General features: G+C 35.5%; 29 protein-coding genes and 1 tRNA gene. 14 read left to right on the forward strand and 16 right to left on the reverse strand.

Annotated elements, in window-relative coordinates:
* Nucleotides 1–6: 6 nt before the first annotated feature.
* From BW932_RS05385 to BW932_RS05405, 5 genes are read left to right on the forward strand one after another with little or no spacing between them, the layout of a single operon-like run.
* Nucleotides 7–1416, forward strand: a complete 1410-nt coding sequence (locus BW932_RS05385; RefSeq protein WP_076386148.1) for an MBL fold metallo-hydrolase — start codon at nucleotides 7–9, stop codon at nucleotides 1414–1416.
* The gene (locus tag BW932_RS05390) at nucleotides 1416–1787 is read left to right on the forward strand and encodes a rhodanese-like domain-containing protein (RefSeq protein ID WP_084566452.1); all 372 of its coding nucleotides are present in this window, start codon (nucleotides 1416–1418) and stop codon (nucleotides 1785–1787) included. Before BW932_RS05385 ends, BW932_RS05390 begins: the two co-directional genes overlap by 1 nt.
* A gap of 8 nt (nucleotides 1788–1795) precedes the next feature.
* Nucleotides 1796–2107, forward strand: coding sequence for a rhodanese-like domain-containing protein (locus BW932_RS05395; RefSeq protein ID WP_076386150.1), 312 nt, complete (start codon nucleotides 1796–1798; stop codon nucleotides 2105–2107).
* Nucleotides 2104–2313, forward strand: coding sequence for a hypothetical protein (locus tag BW932_RS05400; protein WP_076386152.1), 210 nt, complete (start codon nucleotides 2104–2106; stop codon nucleotides 2311–2313). The genes BW932_RS05395 and BW932_RS05400 overlap by 4 nt, the downstream gene beginning before the upstream one ends.
* A gap of 40 nt (nucleotides 2314–2353) precedes the next feature.
* On the forward strand, nucleotides 2354–2659 hold the full coding sequence (locus BW932_RS05405) for a thioredoxin family protein (RefSeq protein ID WP_076386154.1): 306 nt from the start codon (nucleotides 2354–2356) through the stop codon (nucleotides 2657–2659).
* Nucleotides 2660–2662: 3 nt separating this feature from the next.
* Here BW932_RS05405 and BW932_RS05410 read toward each other — a convergent pair whose 3' ends face one another.
* A complete protein-coding gene (locus BW932_RS05410) occupies nucleotides 2663–3421 on the reverse strand; it encodes an amidohydrolase (RefSeq protein WP_076386156.1) in 759 nt (252 codons plus the stop codon).
* Between the two features lie 126 nt (nucleotides 3422–3547).
* Between BW932_RS05410 and BW932_RS05415 the strand changes: the two genes are divergently transcribed.
* The 3 genes from BW932_RS05415 to BW932_RS05425 all read left to right on the forward strand — a co-directional run bounded on the left by BW932_RS05415 (nucleotide 3548) and on the right by BW932_RS05425 (nucleotide 5602).
* Complete coding sequence (locus BW932_RS05415) at nucleotides 3548–3991, forward strand: DUF6646 family protein (RefSeq protein ID WP_076386158.1); 444 nt, start codon at nucleotides 3548–3550, stop codon at nucleotides 3989–3991.
* A gap of 111 nt (nucleotides 3992–4102) precedes the next feature.
* Nucleotides 4103–5440 (forward strand): RIP metalloprotease RseP, encoded by a 1338-nt coding sequence (gene rseP / locus BW932_RS05420; protein WP_076386160.1) that lies wholly within the window; start codon nucleotides 4103–4105, stop codon nucleotides 5438–5440.
* Nucleotides 5441–5528: 88 nt separating this feature from the next.
* A tRNA-Asn gene (locus BW932_RS05425) sits at nucleotides 5529–5602 on the forward strand.
* Nucleotides 5603–5883: 281 nt separating this feature from the next.
* Here the strand turns inward: BW932_RS05425 and pepT are convergent.
* Nucleotides 5884–7143 (reverse strand): peptidase T, encoded by a 1260-nt coding sequence (pepT, locus tag BW932_RS05430; protein ID WP_076386162.1) that lies wholly within the window; start codon nucleotides 7141–7143, stop codon nucleotides 5884–5886.
* A gap of 173 nt (nucleotides 7144–7316) precedes the next feature.
* On the opposite strand from pepT, the gene BW932_RS05435 reads away from it, so the two are divergent.
* Complete coding sequence (locus BW932_RS05435) at nucleotides 7317–8165, forward strand: hydroxymethylglutaryl-CoA lyase (protein ID WP_076386164.1); 849 nt, start codon at nucleotides 7317–7319, stop codon at nucleotides 8163–8165.
* A gap of 143 nt (nucleotides 8166–8308) precedes the next feature.
* Nucleotides 8309–8713, forward strand: a complete 405-nt coding sequence (locus BW932_RS05440; protein WP_076386166.1) for an OsmC family protein — start codon at nucleotides 8309–8311, stop codon at nucleotides 8711–8713.
* A gap of 47 nt (nucleotides 8714–8760) precedes the next feature.
* Here the strand turns inward: BW932_RS05440 and BW932_RS05445 are convergent, their stop codons facing one another.
* The 5 genes from BW932_RS05445 to BW932_RS05465 all read right to left on the reverse strand — a co-directional run bounded on the left by BW932_RS05445 (nucleotide 8761) and on the right by BW932_RS05465 (nucleotide 11194).
* The gene (locus tag BW932_RS05445; RefSeq protein WP_076386168.1) at nucleotides 8761–9087 is read right to left on the reverse strand and encodes an SUF system Fe-S cluster assembly protein; all 327 of its coding nucleotides are present in this window, start codon (nucleotides 9085–9087) and stop codon (nucleotides 8761–8763) included.
* Between the two features lie 95 nt (nucleotides 9088–9182).
* Nucleotides 9183–9878: a ribonuclease H-like domain-containing protein gene (locus BW932_RS05450; RefSeq protein WP_076386170.1), complete on the reverse strand. Its 696-nt coding sequence runs from the start codon at nucleotides 9876–9878 to the stop codon at nucleotides 9183–9185.
* A 69-nt stretch (nucleotides 9879–9947) separates the two neighbouring features.
* A complete protein-coding gene (locus tag BW932_RS05455; protein ID WP_076386172.1) occupies nucleotides 9948–10496 on the reverse strand; it encodes a GNAT family N-acetyltransferase in 549 nt (182 codons plus the stop codon).
* Nucleotides 10497–10505: 9 nt separating this feature from the next.
* Complete coding sequence (locus BW932_RS05460) at nucleotides 10506–10850, reverse strand: tRNA-binding protein (protein WP_076386174.1); 345 nt, start codon at nucleotides 10848–10850, stop codon at nucleotides 10506–10508.
* Between the two features lie 14 nt (nucleotides 10851–10864).
* Nucleotides 10865–11194: a cytochrome C gene (locus tag BW932_RS05465; RefSeq protein WP_245820654.1), complete on the reverse strand. Its 330-nt coding sequence runs from the start codon at nucleotides 11192–11194 to the stop codon at nucleotides 10865–10867.
* A 170-nt stretch (nucleotides 11195–11364) separates the two neighbouring features.
* Here BW932_RS05465 and meaB point away from each other — a divergent pair, with 170 nt between their 5' ends.
* The 3 genes from meaB (at nucleotide 11365) to BW932_RS05480 (ending at nucleotide 13757) form a co-directional block, all read left to right on the forward strand.
* A complete protein-coding gene (meaB, locus tag BW932_RS05470; RefSeq protein WP_076386176.1) occupies nucleotides 11365–12348 on the forward strand; it encodes a methylmalonyl Co-A mutase-associated GTPase MeaB in 984 nt (327 codons plus the stop codon).
* A gap of 201 nt (nucleotides 12349–12549) precedes the next feature.
* Nucleotides 12550–13359 carry a M48 family metallopeptidase gene (locus BW932_RS05475; protein ID WP_076386178.1) on the forward strand — a complete coding sequence of 270 codons (810 nt, stop codon included), beginning with the start codon at nucleotides 12550–12552 and terminating at the stop codon, nucleotides 13357–13359.
* Between the two features lie 71 nt (nucleotides 13360–13430).
* Nucleotides 13431–13757: a LapA family protein gene (locus tag BW932_RS05480; RefSeq protein WP_076386180.1), complete on the forward strand. Its 327-nt coding sequence runs from the start codon at nucleotides 13431–13433 to the stop codon at nucleotides 13755–13757.
* Nucleotides 13758–13787: 30 nt separating this feature from the next.
* On the opposite strand, the gene BW932_RS05485 is transcribed toward BW932_RS05480, so the two are convergent.
* From BW932_RS05485 to pgi, 7 genes are read right to left on the reverse strand one after another with little or no spacing between them, the layout of a single operon-like run.
* The gene (locus tag BW932_RS05485; protein ID WP_076386182.1) at nucleotides 13788–14414 is read right to left on the reverse strand and encodes an outer membrane beta-barrel protein; all 627 of its coding nucleotides are present in this window, start codon (nucleotides 14412–14414) and stop codon (nucleotides 13788–13790) included.
* Nucleotides 14398–15216: an ABC transporter ATP-binding protein gene (locus BW932_RS05490; protein WP_076386184.1), complete on the reverse strand. Its 819-nt coding sequence runs from the start codon at nucleotides 15214–15216 to the stop codon at nucleotides 14398–14400. Before BW932_RS05490 ends, BW932_RS05485 begins: the two co-directional genes overlap by 17 nt.
* Entirely contained in the window at nucleotides 15216–15968 is a 753-nt protein-coding gene (locus tag BW932_RS05495; RefSeq protein ID WP_076386186.1) for an MlaE family ABC transporter permease, read from the reverse strand. Before BW932_RS05495 ends, BW932_RS05490 begins: the two co-directional genes overlap by 1 nt.
* Nucleotides 15969–16005: 37 nt before the next feature.
* A complete protein-coding gene (locus BW932_RS05500; protein ID WP_076386188.1) occupies nucleotides 16006–17373 on the reverse strand; it encodes an exopolysaccharide biosynthesis polyprenyl glycosylphosphotransferase in 1368 nt (455 codons plus the stop codon).
* A gap of 36 nt (nucleotides 17374–17409) precedes the next feature.
* Nucleotides 17410–18042, reverse strand: a complete 633-nt coding sequence (locus BW932_RS05505) for a 7-carboxy-7-deazaguanine synthase QueE (RefSeq protein WP_076386190.1) — start codon at nucleotides 18040–18042, stop codon at nucleotides 17410–17412.
* On the reverse strand, nucleotides 18035–18919 hold the full coding sequence (locus BW932_RS05510) for a bifunctional 5,10-methylenetetrahydrofolate dehydrogenase/5,10-methenyltetrahydrofolate cyclohydrolase (protein ID WP_076386192.1): 885 nt from the start codon (nucleotides 18917–18919) through the stop codon (nucleotides 18035–18037). The genes BW932_RS05505 and BW932_RS05510 overlap by 8 nt, the downstream gene beginning before the upstream one ends.
* Nucleotides 18920–18938: 19 nt before the next feature.
* Entirely contained in the window at nucleotides 18939–20579 is a 1641-nt protein-coding gene (gene pgi / locus BW932_RS05515) for a glucose-6-phosphate isomerase (protein ID WP_076386195.1), read from the reverse strand.
* 197 nt (nucleotides 20580–20776) lie between these two features.
* Between pgi and BW932_RS05525 the strand changes: the two genes are divergently transcribed.
* On the forward strand, nucleotides 20777–22606 hold the full coding sequence (locus BW932_RS05525) for a DUF3857 domain-containing protein (protein WP_084566453.1): 1830 nt from the start codon (nucleotides 20777–20779) through the stop codon (nucleotides 22604–22606).
* A gap of 149 nt (nucleotides 22607–22755) precedes the next feature.
* Here BW932_RS05525 and BW932_RS05530 read toward each other — a convergent pair whose 3' ends face one another.
* On the reverse strand, nucleotides 22756–23133 hold the full coding sequence (locus tag BW932_RS05530; protein WP_076386219.1) for a DoxX family membrane protein: 378 nt from the start codon (nucleotides 23131–23133) through the stop codon (nucleotides 22756–22758).
* A 34-nt stretch (nucleotides 23134–23167) separates the two neighbouring features.
* Entirely contained in the window at nucleotides 23168–24277 is a 1110-nt protein-coding gene (locus BW932_RS05535; RefSeq protein ID WP_076386221.1) for an AI-2E family transporter, read from the reverse strand.
* Nucleotides 24278–24287: the final 10 nt, after the last annotated feature.

The following is a 24287-nucleotide window of genomic DNA, read 5'->3' on the forward strand; positions in this document are numbered from 1 at the left end:
TAAAAAATGAAGATAGAACAAATATATACAGGATGTCTCGCGCAAGGAGCATATTACATTGTCTCCGAAAATGAGGCGGTAATTATTGATCCGCTTCGGGAAACGCAACCTTATTTGGCTCGGTTAGAAAAGGATCAGGTGAAACTTAAATATATTTTCGAAACGCACTTTCATGCAGATTTCGTCTCTGGACATGTCGATTTATCAAAGAAAACCGGCGCTGAAATCGTTTTCGGACCTACAGCGAACCCCGAGTTTGAAGCGATTATTGCAAAAGACAATCAGATTTTCGACATTGGAAAAATTAAAATTAAAGTACTTCACACTCCTGGTCACACCATGGAAAGTTCTACCTTTCTTTTAATTGATGAAGAGGGAAAAGAAACTGCCATTTTTTCTGGTGATACCTTATTTTTAGGCGATGTTGGAAGACCCGATTTGGCGCAAAAATCAGCGCAAATGACACAGGAAGAATTGGCTGGTTTGCTCTACGAAAGTTTACAAAGTAAAATTATGCCACTTGCAGACGATATTATCGTTTACCCAGCTCATGGAGCCGGTTCTGCATGTGGGAAAAATATGCAGAAGGAAACAGTGGATTCGTTGGGAAATCAGAAAAAAACCAATTATGCATTGAATCAACCAAATAAAGAATCATTTGCTCGTGAGGTTTTAGACGGACTTTTGCCTCCACCGAAATATTTCGGGATGAATGTAGCGATGAATAAAGGCGGAATTCCCAGTTTTGATGAGGTCATGAAACATGGAAACAAGCCTCTATCTCCAGACAATGTTGAAGAACTCGTCGAACACGCAGGAGCATTGATTTTAGATACAAGAAACGCTACAGATTTTCACAAAGGATTTATTCCAAATTCAATTAACATAGGTTTGAAAGGTGATTTCGCACCTTGGGTCGGAGCGATGATTGTTGATGTAAAGCAACCGATCGTGTTGGTTGCAGATTTGGGAACTGAAGAAGAAGTGATCACAAGACTTTCCCGCGTTGGGTTTGATGAGGTTTTGGGATTTTTGGAAGGAGGTTTTGATTCCTGGAAAAATTCCGAAAAAGAAATAGATACCGTAAACAGAATCTCACCAGAAGAATTTCAAAAACAGTACAACGAAAATTCAATCGTATTTGATGTAAGAAAGGAAAGTGAGTACGAAGCTGAACATGTAAATGAGGCATTTGAAAGACCATTATCGAATATTAATGAATGGGCAAACTTGATCGATAAAAACGAACATTTCTTCTTGCATTGTGCAGGAGGATATAGAAGCATGATTGCAGCGAGCATTTTAAATTCCCGTGGAATCAGAAATTTTAGTGAAATTGAAGGTGGATTCAATAAAATTAAAGAAACAACTGTTCCGAAAAGCACTTTCATGTGCCAAAGTAAAATTTTAAAATAATGAAATTTAATATTTTTTTATATCTAGGAGTTCTTGCTGCAGTATTTTTTTCATGTGCCACAAAATCTCATGCAGAAACGATTAATCCGGCCAATTTCAAAGAAATCGTAAAAAATCCGATTACGACTTTAGTAGATGTACGAATCCCAGAAGAATTCAGTGAAAAGACTGCAAAAGGCGCAGTCAATATTCCTTTGGCTAAAATTGAAGATAATATCAGTTTTTTCAAAAACCAAAAAACCACAGTTCTTTTCTGTAACCGCGGCATTCAGGCTGAACAAGCCGTAGAAATTCTAAGAAAAAATGGGGTTGAAAATGTCTATTTTGGTAAATCTTTAGATAATGTTGAAGCCATACAAAACGAAAAATAAAATAGAAGATGTTTGATTTTATTAAAAATATTTTTGCCAAAAATTCAGTTGATTATAAAGAACTGATGAAAAACGGCGCGCAAATTATCGATGTTCGAACCCCGAGTGAATTCAGCAACGGAAACATTAGAAATTCTAAAAATATCCCTTTGCAACATCTTGCAGCTGAGATGAAAAAATTAGATTTGAAAAAACCGATTATTACTTGTTGTGCAAGCGGAATGAGAAGTGCTTCGGCAAAATCGTTGCTCCAACAAAATGGTTTCGAAGCTTACAATGGAGGTGGTTGGAGCAGCCTTGAAAATAAATTAAACAAATGAAAGCCTTGCTGAAAAATTGGGACTTAAGAAGAGCGCTTTACTTCATGGGTGGCCTTTTCTTTGTATTGATTGCGCTTAATGATCGGTCTTGGTGGATGATTCCGTTTGGACTTTATTTTATTGCGATGGCTCTTTTTAGATTTGGATGTGCTGCCGGAAATTGCAATGTTCCCTTTTCAGAAGAGGATTCGGAAGTTAAAAACTAAATCTTTAGTTTTGTAATGTTTAATCTCTTATTTTTTAATTATGTCTCAAAAATTTCAAGAATTAATTAATTCAGAAAGGCCAGTTTTAATCGATTTTTTTGCCACTTGGTGCGGTCCGTGCAAAGTGCAGTCTTCTGTTTTGAATACCGTAAAAGAAAATATTGGCGACTTGGCAAGAATCATCAAAATTGATGTAGATCAGTATCCAGCGATTGCTGCAGAATACGGAGTTCGCGGGGTTCCGACTTTAGCAGTATTTAAAAACAGTCAGTTACTTTGGAAAGAAAGTGGTGTACATGATGTGAATACTTTAACGAATCTGTTACAAGATTTTTCTAAAACTTAAAGGCTATTTTATTTCAAAAGAATCTCTGTCATTCAGGAATTGAAAAGTTTCGCGAAATTCTTTGAGTTTTTTGGTATTAAATTCAGTTTTCACAATATTGTTTGTGACTTCTGAAAGGATATTTCCATCTGGGAAAAAGCAATATGAACTTTCAGGATAATGAAGTCGGTTTCCGTCGGTTCCAATTCTGTTTAATCCAAAAACATAAGCTTGGTTTTCAATTGCTCTCGCCTTCAATAAGGTTTTCCAGGCATCAATTCTCATTTCTGGCCAATTTGCAACATATAAAATAGCGTCGTAATCATCATTATTTCTAGCAAAAACTGGGAATCGCAAATCGTAACAAACCTGTAATAAAATTCGCCAACCTTTGTAATTTACGATGACGCGCTCTGTTCCCGCAGAATATTTCTTGTCTTCACCTGTGAAAGAAAACAAATGTCTTTTGTCGTATTGATCGTAACTCCCATCTGGAAGCACAAAATAGAAACGGTTAAAAAAGTGATTGTTTTCATAAACTGAAGCACTTCCGCAAATGGCAGTATCTGTTTTTTTTGCGAAACTTTTCATCCAGTCTAAAGTTTCATTTTGCCGATCCGCGATTTCTTCTGGGTTCATATAAAAGCCAGTCGTAAACATTTCTGGTAAAACAAAAAGATCTGTTGGTGTGTTTCCCAAAAGTTCTTCAATTCTCCGAAAATTTTCTTTTTTATCTTTCCAGACAATGTCGAAGTTTAAACCGCTTATTTTCAAGTCTTTCATTTTAAAATATTTCTAAAATTGGGATTAAATATACAAATTTTTGGTTAAAAATGTTAAAAAATCCCAATATGGTCTTGTTTTTGATTGCCATCTTTTAGTATTAAAAATATTAAATATTTAAACATTATGAAAAAGTTAATTTTAGCATTCTCTTTATTGTTCGCGGCACAGCTTAGTTTTGCTCAAGCGTGGCAAGGAAAAGGTGACCAAAAAATCCAGGTTGGATTTAACGGATGGGGTTATGGAACCGGTATAACGGGAACTTACGACTACGGTTTATCAAAAATTATTTCTGTAGGAGCGGGTGCAAATTTCTTTTTTGATCATAGTAACGACAAATATGAAAATGATGACTTTGGCGTATTTGGCCGACTCAATTTTCACTTACAGGATCCATTAGGACTTCCTTCGCAATGGGATATTTATCCAGGCGTTGACTTGGGTCTCTTGGGTAAAAGCGGAACTTATTTCGGTGCGCATTTAGGAGTAAGATATTTCTTCAACAATAATGTTGGTGTTTATCTTGAAGCAGGAAACAACGGGAGTTTGGGTGTTTCATTCAATTTGTAACATTTAGTAAAATAAAGACCAAAAAGGTTCTCGTTTTGAGAACCTTTTTTATTTCACATGCTTTTGATAATTTGTATCTTCGCACATCGTAAAATAATTTAACAGCAATCAATGACATTAATACAGTTATTTCAATTTATATTGAGCATTTCTATCCTAGTAATTCTACATGAATTAGGGCATTTCATCCCAGCGAAACTTTTTAAAACGAAGGTGGAAAAATTCTATCTATTTTTTGATCCCTGGTTTTCTATCGCAAAGAAAAAAATTGGTGATACCGAATACGGAATTGGTTGGCTGCCTTTCGGTGGCTATGTGAAAATTGCCGGAATGGTTGATGAAAGCATGGATACAGAGCAACTAAAACAGCCTGCACAACCGTGGGAATTCCGCAGTAAACCAGCTTGGCAACGATTAATCATCATGATGGGTGGTGTTACAGTGAACTTTTTCTTAGCTTGGTTGATTTATTCTTCATTAAGTTATTTTAAAGGAGAAACCTACCACGACCTTTCTAAATTTGAAAATGGAGTATCGGTTTCGGAGTCCGGTAAAAAAATGGGTCTTCAAAGTGGGGATAAAATCCTGAAAATTGATGGTAAACCTGCAGAAAGAATGGAGGTTTCTACCATTAACATGCTTTTCGCAGATCAGGTAACTGTTTCTAGAAACGGAAGCGAAATTACCTTTCCTGTTAATGAAGATGGCGTTGCTGCAGTTTTAGCCGATAATGAGGCCAAATTGTATTTTGGTCCGCGTTTTCCTGCAATTATCGACAGTCTGACTCCAAGTGGTACTGCAAAAGCTGCCGGTTTATTGAAAGGTGATAAAATTGTAGGGATCAATGGAAAACCCATTCAATTTTTTGACGAACTGGGTGCTGAACTTTCTCATTATAAGAATCAAAACATTATTTTAGATGTTGAAAGAAATAATGTGCGTGAGAAAATCGATGTTAAAGTTGATGACAAAGGGAAAGTCGGGTTTTCACCAAATACTTCCGTAGCGCAAAAGGAGTTTGAAAAAACGCAAGTAACGAAGCAATATTCATTGTTAGAAGCTATTCCAAGAGGTTTAACAAGAACAGTGGATGTTTTAACAATGCAAATCAAACAATTTAAAATTGTTTTTAACACCAAAACGCAAGGTTACAAGAAAGTTTCTGGTCCTATCGGAATTATCAAGCAAATGCCAAAAGAGATCAATTGGGAATTTTTCTGGAGTTTTACAGCGATGTTTTCTGTTTGGTTGGCGTTCCTAAATCTAATTCCGATTCCGGGTTTAGATGGAGGTCATGTTGTCTTTACTTTGTGGGAAATGATTACCGGAAAGCCGGTTCCGCAAAAAGTTCTGGAGAATGCGCAAATGATTGGAGTTATTTTCTTACTTGGATTAATGGTCTTAATCTTTGGAAATGACATTGTTAAGTGGATTACTGGTAAATTTTAGAAAAAAAATTTAAAAAAGTTTCTCAAAAAGTTTTGGCAAAACTAAAAAAGTTTTTATATTTGCAAACGCTTAGCGCAAAGAGCAACACTCCTCTTTAGCTCAGTTGGTTAGAGCATCTGACTGTTAATCAGAGGGTCCTTGGTTCGAGCCCAAGAAGAGGAGCAAAACCATCACAGAAATGTGGTGGTTTTTTTTGTTTTCATAATTAATGTGATTGTAGAAATAACTTTCGTCTAAACAATCCTTTGCATCGTTTTTTGGGGATTTTAAAATGCTTATTTCAGGCTTTTAGAGGTTTTATTTTTATCATTAAAGAAACAATGCCATTGTTCCCTGGTTGGATCGTAGAATAATTAGAGGTATACCCTTATTTTAATCAGGATTTTTAGCCAAAAAAAGCCACCACTTTAAAGTGATGGCTTCCCATAAAACTTCGTTGTATTTTATCTTTTCTTCACTGCTTTCGCGATATTGACAATCACTTTCACCGCTTTCTCCATCGATTCTAAACATACATATTCATAAGGTCCGTGGAAGTTCATACCGCCCGCAAAAATATTCGGACACGGTAATCCCATATAAGAAAGTTGCGCACCATCGGTTCCGCCACGAATGGCCTTTATTTTAGGTTCAATATTCGCGTCTTTCAGAGCTTGCTCAGCAATATCTATAATATGCATTTTGCCTTCAAATTGCTGCTTCATATTGCGGTACTGTTCTTTGATTTCAATTTCTGCAGTTCCTTCACCAAATTTTTTATTGAATGCTGCCACTTGATCCGTAATGAATTTTTTTCTTGCCTCAAATTTCTCGTTGTCGTGATCGCGGATGATATATTGAATCTTCGCTTCAGAAACATCCGATTTTAAATCGGTCAAATGATAAAATCCTTCGAAATTTCGGGTTGTCGAAGGGGTTTCATTTTCTGGAAGCATTTTGATGAATTCTGCTGCCAATAAACTGGCGTTGACCATTTTCCCAAATGCATAACCAGGATGTACGCTTAAACCATGAATTTGTACCACTGCACCGGCTGCGTTGAAATTTTCATACTCCAATTCTCCCACTTCACTTCCATCCATTGTATATGCCCATTCTGCGCCGAATTTTTCAACGTTGAATTTGTGCGCACCTCTTCCTATTTCTTCATCTGGTGTAAAACCGATGGCAATTCTCCCATGTTTAATTTCGGGATGTGCCAACAAAAATTCTGCAGCGGTTACTATTTCTGCAATTCCTGCTTTATCATCTGCTCCTAATAAGCTTGTTCCGTCGGTTGTAATTAAAGTTTTCCCGATGTATTCTTTCAAGGTTTCAAATTTTGAAGGAGACAGCGTGAATCCAGTTTCGGCATTCAAAACCAAATCTTTTCCGTCATAATCGTCCCAGATTTGAGGTTTTACATCTTTCCCATTAAAATCGGGAGAAGTGTCATAATGCGATATAAATCCAACTACAGGTTCGGTGTCATTTTCTAAATTGGAAGGAACATAGGCGTAAATATATCCGTTTTCATCCATCGAAACATCGCTCAAACCAAGGGTTTTCAACTCTTCGAAAATATATTGAGCGATATCCCATTGCTGCGGTGTAGAAGGTGTAGTATCACTTTCGGGATCGCTTGTAGAATATATTTTCACATAATTGATAAAGCGGTTTTGTAATTTTAGTTTCCAGTCGAGATTGAAATCTATGGTAATCATAAAGTAGTATTTTTAACAAAGTTAAAATTTTACGTTGAGGATAAGGCAACGATTTCGGAAATAATTTTGAAACATTCGTCAGTATTTATTGCTTAAAACAATGACTGCCAATTGATTAAATATTTTATTCTTTTTTTTAAAGTTTTGTTATATTTGAGAAAGCCAAAATTATAATGTTTTTAACTGAATGTTCAAGAGATGCGATGCAAGGTTGGGGTGAATTTATTCCTACCTCCAAGAAAATTGATTATATTAATTCATTGATGGCAGTTGGTTTTGATGTACTGGATTGCGGCAGTTTTGTTTCCCCAAAATCGATTCCTCAAATGGCAGATTCGGGACAAGTAATTGATGAAATTGACAAAGGTATTTCTACCACCAAATTATCGGTAATTGTTGCCAATTTACGTGGAGCCGAAAAAGCTTTGAAACATGATCAAGTCGATATTTTAGGGTTTCCGTTCTCAATCTCGGAGACTTTTCAACACAGAAATACAAATAGAAGTCAGGAAGAAGCCTTCAGTGAAATTCAGAAAATCAGCGAGGTTTTAGCATCCGACGGAAGACTTTTAAATGTTTATTTTTCGATGGCATTTGGCAATCCTTATGGTGAAATGTGGAAGTGGGAAGATGTTGATTTCTGGGCAAAAAGATTCAGTGAGATCGGCATCAAAAACGTTTTGCTTTCTGATACCACCGGAACAGGTACTTTAGAGCAAATTGAACTTTTATTTGCTAAACTTCCTTCCCAATATCCAAACATTGATTTCGGTGCTCATTTTCATAACCGCTACGAAGATTCTTATAAAAAACTGAAAGCTGCTTATGACAACGGTTGTCGCAGATTCGATTCTGCCATCAAAGGAATTGGTGGTTGTCCGATGGCGAAAGATGATTTGGTGGGAAATATGCCTACAGAACAGGTAATCAATTTCATGGCGGTCGAAAAAATTGACCATTCTCTAAATCTACTCAATTTCGAAAGTTCTTATAATCGCGCAAAGGATATTTTTCATTTTTAAGAAAACAATCTCTACCTTTTATTTATCGCATTTTCTGGATTTTTTTTACAGAAATATAAATTTAAGTGTAATTTTTGAGCGAAAATACCTTATTTTTTTAATGATTTTAATTGTTATCTTTAACAATCAATAAACACAAAACTATGACATCAACAATTACTTATTTAGGAGATTTTAAAATTGTTTCTCAACATGAAAAATCTGGTGCAGAAATTATTACTTGCGCACCTTTGCGGGAAGGTGGAACATCTGAACTTTTCTCGCCTTCAGATATTTTTGGAATTTCTTTTGGTCAATCAATGTTGATGGCTGTAGCTGTTTTGGGTAAACATCGAGGAATTGATATTACCGGTGCAACTTGCGAACTAAAAAAATCGACGCATCCAGAACCGAAGAGAATTGGTACTATATTTTGTATCGTGAGAATTCCAGGAAAATTTACCGATGAGGAAAAGAAATTTATCGAAGAAACCGCATTAAACTGTCCTGTTGCATTATCACTTCATCCTGATATACAGAAAACGGTACTGTTTGATTATGTAGGATAAATAATTCAGCTGAAATAAAAATGCCGGGATTAACCGGCATTTATTTTTTAGATCATCCCTAATTCAAAACGAGCTTCTTCGCTCATCATGTCTTTGTTCCAAGAAGGTTCGAAAGTGAGTTCCAAATCAACCTCTTTTACGCCTTCAGTTTCAGAAACTTTTTCGCGAACTTCGGCGGGTAAACTTTCTGCAACCGGACAGTTTGGAGTAGTCAACGTCATAATTACTTTCACCGCACCTTCATCAGAGATTTGTACGTCGTAAATTAAACCGAGCTCATAAATATCAACAGGAATTTCGGGATCGTAAACGGTTTTTAAGGATTTTATAATGTTTTCGCCGATGTCAGCAATTTGTTCGTCTGTATATGCCATAATTAAATATTGAAGATTGCCATCTTAAATTTCTTGATGAATACTGCTTTGCAAGCAATATGATCCTTTAAATTTTTAAACTGAAATTAATTTTTCTAGTCGCTTTTTTGCAATAGATTTTCCTGCCGCATGCGCCGAAAAACGTTTGCCAAAGTTAAGACATCTTTTTCACAATATTGAACTATTCTAAATAAGTCTTTTTCTATATAATAAATTGATGCGACCATTGAACCGTCGATATCATCTTTCGGCGTAGGAATTCCGAAAACATGAGCCAATAATTCTAAGGAAACATACGATTTGTAATCACCGAATTTCCACAATTCCATCGTATCGAGATGCTGAATTTCCCAAGGTTTTTTGCCAAATAACTGAAATGGTTTTGGTGGATGCATTCCATTGATGAGAAAGCGTCGTGCAATCCAAGGAAAATCGAATTCTTTTCCGTTATGTGCGCAGAGAATAACATCGCGAAGTTTTGGGCGGTTAAAAATTTCTCCAAATTCTTCTAAAAGTTGTTTTTCGTCATCTCCATAAAAACTCTTAATGATGATTTTCTCGCTTTTTTCTATGATTCCCACAGAAATACAGATAATTTTACCGAATTCTGCCATAATTCCGCCTCTTTCTTTGTAGAATTCTTCAGCAGTGAAATCGTCTTTTCTTTGTAAACGTGTTTTTTTGTCCCAAAGATTTTGCGTCGGTTCATCCAAATGTTGCCAATTTCCAACTTGCGGAACCGTTTCGATATCGAGAAAAAGGACTTTTTCTATGGGAATAGTTTGAAGCATATTTGGTGCATTTTAGGAAGAAAATGAAAAGTGAACTGTTTGCGTTACGATACTTTTTGAGGTGCAAAATTAGATTGCTATTGACTTTCGCCAGATTTCTTTTGTAATTTCATAAATATCAAACTTCTGATGATTATCATATATTTGCTCTTTATATTGTAATCCGTTTTTTTCTGCAGTTTTTTTTGAATTTATATTTTCGGGAATTATCATAGAAATTAATCTTTCGTGAAAGTTATTTTCAAAAGCGAAATCTTTACATTTTCTTATCGCTTCCAACGCAAAACCATTTCGCCGATGGTCGCGAAGAATAGAATATGCAATTTCTATTTCCTGATTTCCATTCACCTCGCGAACCAATAATCCAGCTTGTCCAATGATTTTTCCAGTGGATTTTTCCAATAAAATATTTTGTCCGCCTAAATTATTCTTGTACCGATGAAAAGTCCACTCAAACCATTTCTCACAACATTCTTTCGACGTTTTGAATGCTTGCATTCCCAACATTTTTTTGGTGGTTTCATCAAAAAATAGTTCTTGCCAAACCTCAAAATCCCTAATTTCGAGTTTCCTGAATTGTAATCTTTCAGTTTCCTGATCCGTTAAAAGATATTTCATACGTAAAGTCTATCCAACCTGAAACCCATTTTTCACTGTATTTGTGGGAGTCAAGAGCGTAACTTCTTTTAGTTCTCCATAGATACCGAGAATCAGACATTCGCTCAGAAAATTGGCGATTTGTTTTTTAGGAAAATTGATGACTGCTACAATCTGTTTTCCCAAAAGTTCTTCTTTGGTATATAAATTTGTGATCTGTGCCGAAGATTTTTTGATCCCGAAATCGCCGAAATCGATCTCGACTTTATATGAGGGCTTTTTTGCCTCCGGAAAATCTGAAACGGAAACAATTGTGCCGCTTCTCATGTCAATTTTTTCAAAATCCAGCCAAGATATTTCTGGTTTTATCTGCATTTGAAATCAAAAATTTATTTTTTTACAGAAACGATATAATCATAAACCATTGCATGTTGATCATCGTTGAGTCTAGCTTTTGGCGCCATAGAGTTCATGATTCCAACCCAATCTTGTGCGGAATGATCCGTGGGATTTGGTAAATCGTGGCATTTTCCGCAGGAATTATCATAAATTGTTTTTCCTAGCGCAATCCTTTTTACTGAATTGGTTTTAGTACCTTCTACCACCGCAGGTTTTGTCGTGCAAGAAGTTAATATTGCAATTGTTGAGATTGCACCAACTAACACGGTTTTCATTGGAATAAAGGCATTGTCGCTTTTATGAAGAAGTATTGGTTTCATAGATTTTATATTTTGTTCTATTCAAAAATAAACAAATTTCTCCTTATAAATGTTTTTGATTGTGGTATTTTCAAAATTACAGCGGTATATTTTGTACTTAATATGCTAAAAATTGAATTGATGAGGTCGAATTGAACAGACTTAAGAAAAACATTTGTATTTTTGAGTTTATGGAAAATATTTCTACGCATGAATTGATAGTCGGAATAAAATCAGGTGACAAACGCCTGATTGGTAAAGCCATCACCTTAGTAGAAAGTAAAAAACCAGAACATCGCAAACAAGCCGAAGATTTGCTCAAGGAAATAATGCCACTTACTGGCAACTCAATACGAATTGGAGTTACGGGAGTTCCAGGTGCAGGAAAATCGACTTTTATAGAAAATTTCGGAAAACTGCTTATCGGAAAAGGGAAGAAAGTCGCCGTGTTAGCAATAGACCCGAGTTCTTCTTTTAATAAAGGATCGATTTTGGGTGATAAAACTCGAATGGAAGAGCTTGCAAAGGAAGAAAACGCTTTTATTCGACCTTCGCCAACTTCAGGTTTTTTGGGCGGTGTAGCCAATACGACTTTTGAGACGATGATGGTTTGTGAAGCAGCCGGTTACGATTGTATCTTAATTGAAACTGTTGGAGTGGGGCAAAGTGAAACCCTGGTTTCAGATATCACCGATGTTTTTTTGTTTTTAAAAATTATTGGTGGTGGCGACGAACTTCAAGGAATTAAACGAGGAATCATGGAAATGGTAGATGTGATTTTCATTAATAAGGTAGATGAAAAAAACCTCATTAAAGCGAAAAATACCAAAGTTGAATTAAAGAGAGCGCTTCATTTTATGCCTGCAAAAGAAAACAAATGGACCGTTCCTGTGTTGCTTGGTTCTGCGCTAAAAAAAGAGGGTTTAGAAGAGGTTTATGGAAAGATTGAGGAATTTGTCACTTTGAAAATTCACAATAAAACCTTCGGGAAAATCCGTCAACTTCAGGCAGAAAAACGCTACGAATACTGGGTTCAAGAATATATCCTTCAGAAAACAAAAGAAGAAAAAGCAGTAGAAAATTTTTATGAACTCCACAAAAAAAATGCGTCTGAACTGAAATCCAATCCAAGTACCGAAGCAAAATTATTTGTGGATAGGTTATTGAATAAGTAATTATCTTTGAGTCTTTGCTACCAAGATGTAAAGTGGGGAACCACAATCATTCAGCAAAATCATCATCAAACCAGTCATCAGAATTTGAGATCAATTTTTCTTTTTTTTTCTTGAGACCATACAGAGATTGTCCTGTTAGCAACGGTTTATGTGAATTGGAATAAAAATTGATTTAAGAATACAAATTGTAATATATTTAATATGAAAACATTTACTCAATTATTAGGATCTTTTGCAATAGCTTTTGCAATGGTCGCTTGTACTACGAATCCAGTTACTGGTAGAAAATCACTACAGCTCGCCAATAATCAAGAAATTTCTGCAATGGCATTGCAACAATACAGACAAACTTTGTCTCAATCTAAAGTTATCTCGGGAACTACAGCCTCAAGAAGTATTCAAAATGTAGGTTTGCGAATTAAAAACGCAGCCAATAATTATTACAAAAACATCGGAAGAGAGGGAGATTTGGCCAATTATCAATGGGAATTTAACCTTATTGATGATAAACAAATAAATGCATGGTGTATGCCGGGTGGAAAAGTAGCCGTTTATACGGGAATCTTGCCGATTACGAAAACAGATACTGGTTTGGCGGTCGTATTGGGGCATGAAATTTCACATGCACTTGCAGGTCACGGAAACGAGAGAATTTCTCAGTCGATGATTGCGCAATATGGTGGTGCGATTTTGGGAAGTACGATTTCAAACGGACAAATGGCATCAATTTTTCAGCAAGTTTATCCGATTGGAGCACAGGTTGCCTTGTTGAAATATGGGCGAAACCAAGAGCTTGAAGCAGATGAGATGGGACTTTACTTAATGTCAATGGCGGGTTATGATCCAAGAGAAGCACAACCTTTTTGGCAAAGAATGGAAGCGGGTTCTTCAGGAAGTAAACAACCAGAATTTTTTTCTACTCACCCAAATCCTGACACCAGAAGAGCAGACTTAGATGCGCACATGGCAAAAGCTTTGCAATATTATAAAGCATCTGGAGCTAAAATATAACACCTCAATTATCAAACACAACCTTCCCGATAAATTCTTAAATTTGGGAAGGTTTTTTTAAATAAACCACTATGAAAAATTTAACATTTATTGGTTTTCTCCTTTTAGGATTAGCGTTTCTCCTGTATTATTTACAGCCTCAGTTTTCTGCTGTAAAACTTTTTGAGCCCATGACTTTAATGGGAATTCTTGCGGGAATTGGTATTGGGCTTATTATTGGCGGAATTGTGGGTTATGTAAGTAAAGGTTCTGCGGTACGTGAAGAGCAGAAAAAACGGGAACTGAAACAACTTAAAAAAGAAAAAGAAGATCTCGAAAAGCAAGCCGCAGAATTGGCTAAGCAACAAACGGGAACCACCTATCTAACCGACGAAAACAAAAATCCTCAGAACTATTAATTCTGAGGATTATTTTATGAACATTTTTCGTTAGAATTTGTAACCCAAACCTAACATAAAAGTACTTGCCCGGTTATCATAATTAATTTCCTGGGTAGATCCTGCGACAGTATTGATGAATTTCCGCTGATCGCTCGAAAAAGCACCTTCATATTTTGCAGATAAAATCAATTTCGAGATTTCACTCTGTACACCGATTTGATAGCCTACCGAAAATTCTTTGGAATTTACTTTTTGGGCGAAACTGTCGTAATTTTCATCTTTTGAAAGATTAAAACTTCCCACTGGTCCCACATAAGCGCTCAATGTATTTCCTAACAGATTGTAACCAAGTAAAACAGGAATGTCAATTCTACTTGTTTTAGCTTTAATGGTAGTCTCGCTATTGTTCATATCATTCGATACCGTAAATTCATTGCTGAAATTGGTGTAATAAATTTCTGGCATTACAAAGATGGCAGTTGGTAAATTTACTTTCATCGATAAACCGGCGTTGAAACCAATGATGTTTTTACCATTTTGCGAAACTGCTGTTTTTAAATTTTCCCATGTTGCAGAACTTGTCGGGATTAGAACGTTTGCTTTGGCTGCAAACGACAGTTGGGCAGAAGCACAAACTGCGCTGGAAAGTAAAACGATACTAAGGATTTTCTTCATTTGACTGGGGTTTTGTTATGATATTTTCAATGGATGTCTTGTTGGTTTCCAGGAAGTATTCCCGTAATTCCTTAAACAACTCTGATGAATAAACGAAATCGATGAGGTTTTTATTGCCGGCATTGATGAGAATGTCTTTATTACCTTCCCATTCTTTAATTCCTTGGCGCAGATAAATTATTTTCTCGCCGATGGTCATTACCGAATTCATATCGTGTGAATTGATGATGGTGGTTGTGTTGTACTCTTTGGTAATTTCTAACAGCAAATCATCAATAATATTGGAGGTATAAGGATCGAGCCCCGAATTCGGCTCATCACAAAACAAATATTTGGGGTTGTTTACAATTGCTCGTGCAATGGCAACTCTTTTTTGCATTCCACCCGAGATTTCTGAAGGAAATTTTCTGTTGGCTTTTTCCAAATGAACACGACCAATCACCTCAAAAGCACGTCTTTTCTTTTCCCGAAACGACAAGTTGGTAAACATATCTAAAGGGAACGTAATGTTTTCTTCCACCGTCATCGAGTCGAATAGTGCACTTCCCTGGAAAACGGTACCGATTTCTGATCGAAGTTGTTGCTTGTCTTCTCTCCCCATTTTATTGATGTCTCTACCATCAAAAAGGATTTCCCCGGAGGTTGGTTGATAAACATTCAACAAACTCTTTAAAAATACAGTTTTTCCGGAACCACTTTGCCCGATGATAAGGTTTACTTTTCCCGTTTCAAAATTGGTACTGATTCCTTTTAGAACTTCTACGCCATCAAAACTTTTTTTAAGGTCTTTAATTTCAATCATTAGCTTAGGAACATTTGAGTTAATAGTAAGTTCGTGATAATGATGGAAACGATCGTCCAAACTACTGCTTGAGTACTTGCACGTCCTACTTCTAGTGAACCACCTTTAACATTATATCCGAAATAAGCAGGAATAGTTGCGATTAAAAACGCAAACACTGCAGTTTTCAGAAAAGCATACCAAATAAAATGCTGTGGCATATACATTTGAACTCCGGTAATATAATCTGCTTTACTCCAACTTCCTGTTGCGATCCCGGCAAGATAACCGCCCCAAATACCGAAAACGATACTGATTGCGATTAGCAAAGGATTAAAAATAATACTGGCCGCAATTTTCGGGAGAATTAAAAAGTTCGGAGAATTGACTCCCATGATATCCAGTGCGTCAATTTGTTCGGTAACCCTCATTGTTCCAATGCTTGATGCGATGTAAGAGCCTACTTTTCCGGCAAGAATAACCGAAATAATGGTAGGAGCAAATTCTAGAATCAATACCACTTTTGTTGCATAGCCTACAAAGGAATTGGGAACGGGAAAAGAAGATGCACTGAAATTATTAAACATTTGTATGGCGACCACTGCACCAACAAAAGTGGAAGTAAAAAGCACTAATCCAAAAGAATTAACGCCCAAATCATAAACTTCCCGCATAAAAAGTTTTCCAAATATGGAGGCTTTCTGCGGCCTGATCAGCGTTTTAGATAATAAAAGGAAGTATGCTCCTATCTCACTCAAAAATCTTTTTAACATTCTGCTAAATTAGTGTTTTTATTTTTTCTGATTTTTTTTAATTGGCATTTTTATCACCATTAATAACTAAAAACACTGTTTTTAAAATGATAATAAAATCAAGACTTAGACTCCAATTTTTAACGTAAAAAGCATCCGCCAAAATTCTTTTTTGCATTTGAATATCACGATCACCCGAATCTCCACGCAGTCCATTTACTTGTGCTAATCCAGTAATGCCAGGTTTTACTAAACTTCGTATGGAATATCGGCCAATTTTTAATTTATAAAAATCATCAACCAAGAGCATGTGTGGTCTTGGTCCAACTACAGACATTTCGCCTTTTAATACATTTAAAAACTGAGGCATTTCATCTAAACTTGTTTTTCTGAGAAATCTGCCTATTTTGGTAATTCGTTTATCATTTGCTGTCGTTGTCTGTTTGGTGCAATCATCGTTTACGTACATCGTACGAAATTTGTAGCAGCTAAATACTTTGTCGTGATACCCATATCTTTTCTGTAAAAAAAAGATCGATCCAGGATTGTCGAGCTTAATCAAAATTGCAATCAAAGGGAAAAGCCAGGAACAGATAAATAGCAAAATAAAAGTCGATAGAATGATATCCACCGTTCTTTTCATCGTGATATTGGTCAAATAATCTAAAGGAAATTTCGACCGAACCAAAACGGGCTGCATTTCAATATATCCTAAATCGTACCGGAAAAAATTATTTTTTGCGATGCTTGGAACTAATGAAATTCGAACTTTATTCGTCTCCGCTAATTTATAGATGTCTTTTTCTTCGTCTTGTTCAAAACGGAGCGCTGAAAGATACATGGTGTGAATTCCGTGATCTTTCCAAAATTTTTTTAAATTTTCTGCGTTAAATTTTTCTTCGGTGGGATATTCGAAAATCTTGAATCCATAATCTTTTCTCTCTGTTAAAATATTCTTGAGCAATTCTGTAGAGGAATCTTCATGCAAGAACATGATATTTCGATAATTAATCCCTAAAGTTCGAAGATATTTTAAGGCAAAAAACACCAATGATTTGATGAGAAAAAGCATTAAGAATAAGAAAATTGCAATCAGGAAACGATCCTGTTTTAAAAAATCATTATTGCTTACTTTGGCTAATAAAATCACACCGAAAATAAATAAAAAAATGTGCGTGATAAGCCTTTCCAGATAAATAGTGTACGTGAGATTCCGTGCAATGCTGTATAATTTGGTTCTACCACTGAGTAAAATCCAAAACAGAGTAAGAAGAATTAAAGACAATAAATTTTGCTCCCAAATTTCTCCGTCATCATTAAAGTCATTATTTCTGAGGAAAAAAAACAGAAATACTGAGGCAATGACAAAAACGTCAAGCAAAATAATAGTGACTTTAAAATATCTAGAATATCGAATTTTTTGCATAAAACCGAATTATAAGAAGAGTAAAAGTAAGATAAATTACGGAATATTCAAATATTTGTGAGTCTGTACTGAAGCTTGCCATTTCGGATTTGCTAAGATAAAATCGGTGATTTTAGGATAAATCTCTTCTCTTTTGCTCCATTCACTTTGGAGGTACAATTTGCAGTTTTCTGAAACTTTGGCTGCTTGTTCTTCCGCAAATTTGAAATCATTATTGTTAAAAATAATCATTTTCAATTCGCTCGCTTTGGAATAAATAGAGGGTTTTGGTAGACCTGTTTTTTTAGGAGAAAGCGTTATCCAATCAAGTGTTCCACTCATTTCATAGGCACCGGAAGTTTCGATATGAATTTCGCAACCCAACTCTTTTAGTTTGGAAGTTAAAAAATCTAAATTCCACATCAAAGGTTCTCCACCTGTTAAAACGATGGTTTTGCAATGTTTCGCGGCTGTTTCTGCAATTTCCTGCGTAGAAAGCAAAGGATGAAGATTTGGATCCCAACTTTCTTTCACATCACACCAATGACAACCGACGTCGCAACCGCCTAATCGAATAAAATAAGCAGCTTTTCCGGTATGCGCTCCTTCGCCTTGAATCGTGTAAAAATGCTCCATCACGGGGAGCATTTTACCTTCTTTTAATAAAATATTTTCTTCTTCTTTAGTCATTATATACTGAAGTTTTGTAGGCTAAAATTGTGTTTTTCATCAACATTGCTCTCGTCATTGGTCCAACTCCGCCCGGAACAGGTGTGATCGCAGATGCAATTTCCTTGCAACTTTCAAAATCGACATCTCCTGTTAAAGTGTAGCCTTTTTCGGTGTTGTCTTCTACTCTTGTAATTCCCACGTCGATTACTACCGCGCCTTTTTTGATCATTTCACCTTTCAAGAAATTGGGATCACCAAGAGCAGTAATTACAATATCTGCATTTTTGGTAAAATCCTCAATATGAGGTGTATAAGAATGGGTTAAAGTGACAGTAGAATTTCCCGGAAAATCTTTTCGTCCCATCAAAATACTCATCGGTTTTCCTACAATTCTGCTTCTTCCTATGATTACACAGTGTTTTCCTTTGGTATCGATTTGATATCTTTCTAATAAAGTTAGAATTCCAAACGGAGTTGCGGGTAGAAAAGTATCCATTTCCAGCGCCATTTTCCCGAAATTTTCTGGGTGAAAACCATCTACATCTTTTCTAGGATCGATTGCCATAATGATTTTCTCCTGATCAATTTGCTTTGGCAAAGGCAATTGCACGATGAAACCATCTACATCTTTGTCTTTATTGAGCTCAGAAATCGTTTCTAAAAGTTCAGCTTCTGAAACCGTACTCGAAAATTTGATCAATGATGATTTAAAACCTACTTCTTTACAATCTTTAATTTTGTTGTTCACGTAAGTCATACTTGCGCCGTTGCTTCCGACCAAGATTGCCACCAAATGTGGAGGTCTTCTTTTTCCAGCGACGATTTTATCAACATCTGCGCGAATTTCTTTCTTGATTTCTTTGGAAACTTTCAGTCCATCGAGAATTTTTGCCATTATACTTATACTTTTAGATTTACTTTCTATCCTTAAAATAATTCATTAAGCCATTTGTAGAAGAGTCGTGAGAAGTAATTTTCTCAGAATTTTCTAATTCTGCCAAGATTTTTCCTGCTAAAACTTTTCCTAATTCCACCCCAAATTGATCAAAACTGAAAACATTCCAAATAACTCCTTGCACGAATATTTTATGCTCGTACATTGCGATCAATTGTCCTAATGAAAAAGGAGTTAAGGTATTGAATAACAAAGAGTTTGTTGGCGTATTTCCGTGGAAGACTTTGTAATTGACCAATCTGTTTATTTCGTCTTCTGAAATGCCAGATTTTACCAGTTCTGCTCTTGCTTCTTCTTCCGTTTTTCCAAAAGCCAAAGCTTCTGTTTGTGCAAAAAAGTTGGCCATCAATTTTTCCTGATGATCAGAAACTTCGTTGCAAGATTTCACGTATGCAATAAAATCAGCCGGAATTAATTCTGTTCCTTGATGAATCAATTGATAAAATGCGTGTTGACCGTTAGTTCCAGGTTCTCCCCAAATAACTGGTCCCGTTTCATATTCTACAAAATTTCCATTTCTGTCTACACATTTTCCATTGCTTTCCATATCGCCTTGTTGCAAATAGGCTGCAAAACGGTCTAAATATTGAGAATAGGGAAGGATTGCATACGTTCCCGCATCAAAAAAGTTGCGGTACCAAATTCCCATTAAACCCATTATAACTGGAACATTTTCTTTAAAATCAGCGGTTTGAAAATGAATGTCGCTTTCATTTGCTCCTTTCAATAATTGTTCAAAATTTTCATAACCAACGGAAAGTACGATGCTTAAGCCGATCGCGCTCCACAAAGAATATCTTCCACCGACCCAATCCCAGAATTCAAAAATATTTTCTTCTGCAATTCCGAAAATTTTCACTGCATTGGTATTCGTAGAAAGCGCCACGAAATGTTTTGCGACTTCTTCTTGTTTTCCACTTTTCAAAAACCATGCTTTTGCAGAATCTGCGTTGGTCATTGTTTCTTGAGTAGTAAATGTTTTTGAAGCGATGATGAAAAGGGTCGTTTCAGGATTTAAATTTTTCAAAACTTCTGCGATGTGATTTCCATCGACATTTGAAACGAAATGAACATTGAGTCTGGTTTTAAAGTGCTTTAAAGCCGAACAAACCATCACTGGTCCCAAATCTGAACCGCCAATTCCGATATTTACAACATCGGTAATTTCTTTGCCCGAAAATCCTTTGTGTTCCCCAGAAATAATTTTCTCGGAGAATGTTTTCATCTGGTTTAGAACTCGTTTAATTCCGGGTTTAATATTTTCGCCATCAACCAAAATTTCTTGATCAGAAAAATCTCTTAAAGCGGTATGTAAAACGGCTCTACCTTCAGTTTCATTGATTTTTTCACCAGAAAACATGGCATCAATCGCCGATTTCAATTTACTTTCTTCGGCTAGATTTTGTAATAGTTCAAATGTTTTTGCATCAATTAAATTTTTGGAATAATCAAAAAGATACTCTTCTCTTTGAACTGAAAATTGATTAAAACGTTCGGGATTGTACTGAAAAAGCGATCGAAGCTCGAAATCATTTTGCGCAAAATGAGTGTTAAGTGCTTTCCACGCTTCTGTTTGGGTAGGATTTATTTTGGGTAACATCTTAGAAATTTTTGAATTACAGATTTTAAATCTTTCTTTTTTTTAAAACCGCTACAAATTTACGGAAAAATGGATGGATGGAAAACTTTGTGGCCAAGAAGAAATGATTATTTTTGTTTGGATATGTAATGAGTTATCGGAATACAAATTCATTTTATCTTTAATTGAAACGTTACATTCTCTCAAATTCGATTTTTATGAAATTATTTTTACAATTATTATTGCTCTTCATCGGGAATGTAACATTTTGCCAAAATATGGAATGGGGGAAATTTTCGCAAAAAGAGATCGAAATGACCGATGTGTCTTTTGAGTCAGGAGCAGAAGCTGTAAAGTTGGGAGAAATTGGTCATTTGAAAATTACAGAAAGTGGTTACGAACTTCTCGAGTACGACAGAACAAAAATTTTATCTGTAGACGGATTTGATCACGCTCAGAAGAAATGGAGTTATCATCCTGGTGTTTTGAATGATAAAGTGGTTATTCAGGACGCGCACACTGTTAATTTTGTGAACGGAACAGCGATCATCACACCGCTGGATAAAAAAGACATTATCATCAGTAGAAATGGGGATGAAGAGGAAATTGCATTTGCTTTTCCTAATGTTCGTATTGGTTCTATTATCGAATATAAAGTGAAAATTCTTCGCACCAGTAATCTTTATGCTTCGCCGTGGCGTTTTCAAAACTCAATTCCCACGATTTCGTCGCAACTGTTTCTAAATTTAGCGACAACGGCTGATTATAAAACCATCTTAAAAGGAAAACAGCTCAACCGAAAATACGGTGGAAAGAAGAATAATAAGCGGTGGGAATTGTTGAATATTCCAAGTGACAATGTAATTAAAAACGTCTATAATCCAGATGATTACAGGGAAAAACTGATGTATCAGTATACTTCTGCAAGGTTGTATTACGGTAGTTATTATTCCGAAAACACATGGAATGGATTCAGAAAATTGATCAATAATGATATTCAGAAAAGTAAAAAAGGTGCTGATTTTAAAGAAATTGCCAATAGCATCAGGAATGGTTCTACAAAATTAGAAACCCTCAGAAACACTGTTCGTTATTTACGGGATCATTACCAGTGGAATCGCCATACCGCTGTGCAGTCATTTAACCTTGCTTCGGAATTTTTAAAAAAGAAAACAGGAAACACTGCTGATTTTAATATTGTTTTAGAAGAGATTTTGAAAGTAAAAAATATACAATCAGAAATAGCCGTCAATAGTCTTCGGTCGAATGGTAGAATTATTGTTGCTTATCCCACATTTTCAAAATTACAAACGCTCGTGAATATTGTTGAAATTGATAATGGAGAAAAATTAATGATCGATGCTGCTACTTCACAGCCAGATAATCTGCGCTTTTTATCTTTAAATCATTACAATTACATTGTTTTAGGACTGGAAGAAACGGGCGATGTTTTTACCGTTGTTTCGCCGCCGCTTTCTGAATTTATTTCCCAGCAGAATTTAACAATTGAGGATGAAAATTCGCAGGTTCAAGTGACAAATAGAAGTACAGGATATTTTAATTCAGGTGATTTTAAACCACAGATTTTTAATGTTTTTCGCGGAATTCAAACCAATGAAAATACGAAGAAGGAACCCGACGAATGGCAAGTGAACAACCAAACAATATCGTTTGAAAATCCTGCCAATTCTTTTTTTGTAATCGAAAATCCTTTAACCAAAACTCTAGCGACGATATTGGTAGAAAAAGATAGAGATTATCCGATCGAGATAGATTTTCCTTTTTTGACAACAGTAATATTGAATACCAAACTTCCGGAAAACTATCATCTTGAAAGCACTAATTTTAACCGAAAAATATCGGCTTTTAATGGAGCATTACAATATTTGCAACAAGTTGAATTGAAAGATGGTGAACCACTTTTAACTTGGTCTTTGCTTATCAATAAAACCGTTTTTGAGACTGGTGAAATTCAGGAATATCAGAATTTTACCAGCCAGTTATCTGCTGTTTTTTCTGAAGTTGCGGTTGCTAAAAAGGTTAAATAAAAAATCTTCAGTATGGTATAACACTGAAGATTTTAGAAAATAATTTGACGAACGTTTATAACTCGGTCTGAAATTATTGGTAACAAACCGCTGTAAATCCTTTGGACTAAAAAATCAGCGTGGTTGTATCATTATTAAATAAATAATTGCTACCTGAAAATTTCTTTCAACTTATGTGCATTGTCAAACAAAATCCAAAATAAAATTACCAGCAGAACTACTGAAATTCCGATTCCTGCACCACTTGGATCCACAGTGAAGTTTTGGGCCAAAATCCCTACCATTACAGGTAAAAGTACCATTGCTCCCAATGTTCTAGTTTTGGAAAAAATCGCCAATAATCCGCCAATAAATTCGATGACTCCTACTAATGGCAAGATCCAGGGAATAACCATCAATGCTGCAAAAACTTTTTTGGTTTCTTCAGGAAGCTCCGGTGTTGGCATATAATGAAAAAATTTGTCGAGACCAGCGTTGATAAACATCAAGCCGAATAGCGTGAAAAGGATAGTTTTTAGGATTTTCATAGACTTAGATTTTAAAAGAACCAAATATAATAAATTACTCTTTCTCTTCTAAAGTAATTTTCTTTGTGATTTTGTATTTCCTGCGGATTTTATTCATCTTGCTTTCTTCACCCAAAAGTTTTCCCCACGGTTCTAAACCTTCAATTCTTTCAAATATAATTTTCAGAATCGCTAAAAAAGGAATACTCAAAAACATTCCCGAAATTCCCCACAATTCTTCTCCTATTAAAAGTCCAATAAAAGTAAATAATGCATTGATTTTTACCTTGGAACCTACAACCAATGGTAAAACAATGTTCGCATCGATTATGTGAATGACAATGTATCCTAGCAAAACAAAAAAGGTGTGATTTCCACCAGTTGCAAAGGATATCAAACAAGCCATTAAACCTGCAATTAAAACCCCTACATAAGGAATAACATTGAGAAGTCCTGTTAGAACTCCCAGTAAAATTGCATATTTCACTCCTAATATAGAAAGGAGAATACTCGTTAAAATGCTTACAATAAGAATTTGAATGAGAAGACCCGAAATATAAATCTTAATTATTTTTTGAATTTCCAGGATCGCGTCGTTTACTTTATAAAAATGTCTTTCGTGAAAGACAGAAATGATAAAACCATATAAAATACGGCGGTAATTCAATAGAAAAATAAAAAATAAGGCACTGAAAACAAAAAATGCCATCGTAGATGAAAACATCGAAAATGTGAAACCCAAGATCAATGCGGTTGAAGACAGTACTTTTTCCAATGCCTGATTGATGTAACTCATCTGTTTCGTAAAGTTCACGTGAAAGTTGTGAGAAACCCAAACCTGCAACTGCTCGAAAGATGTGAACACCTGTGATTTCAAGGTTGGAAAATCATTCGCAAAGTCGCCAAGTTGTACCGTAAAAAAGTAAATGAGTCCGGATAGAAATGTCAACATCACCAGTAAAGAGGAAAATGTAGAAATGGTACGCGAAAATTTCGCTTTTCTCTCTAGAAAATTTGCAAAGGGCAGAAACAACAATGCCATTAAAAAAGAGAAGAAAAGGGGAGCCAAAACTCCTTTCCCGATTTTTGCTAAATACCCAATTGCCAAAATACTCACCAAAATTAAGGCAAGTCTAAGCACAAAAGGAAGTTTAATTTCTTTCATGAAACAAAGT

The sequence above is a fragment of the Kaistella chaponensis genome, assembly GCF_900156725.1.
In the GTDB taxonomy this organism is placed as follows: domain Bacteria; phylum Bacteroidota; class Bacteroidia; order Flavobacteriales; family Weeksellaceae; genus Kaistella; species Kaistella chaponensis.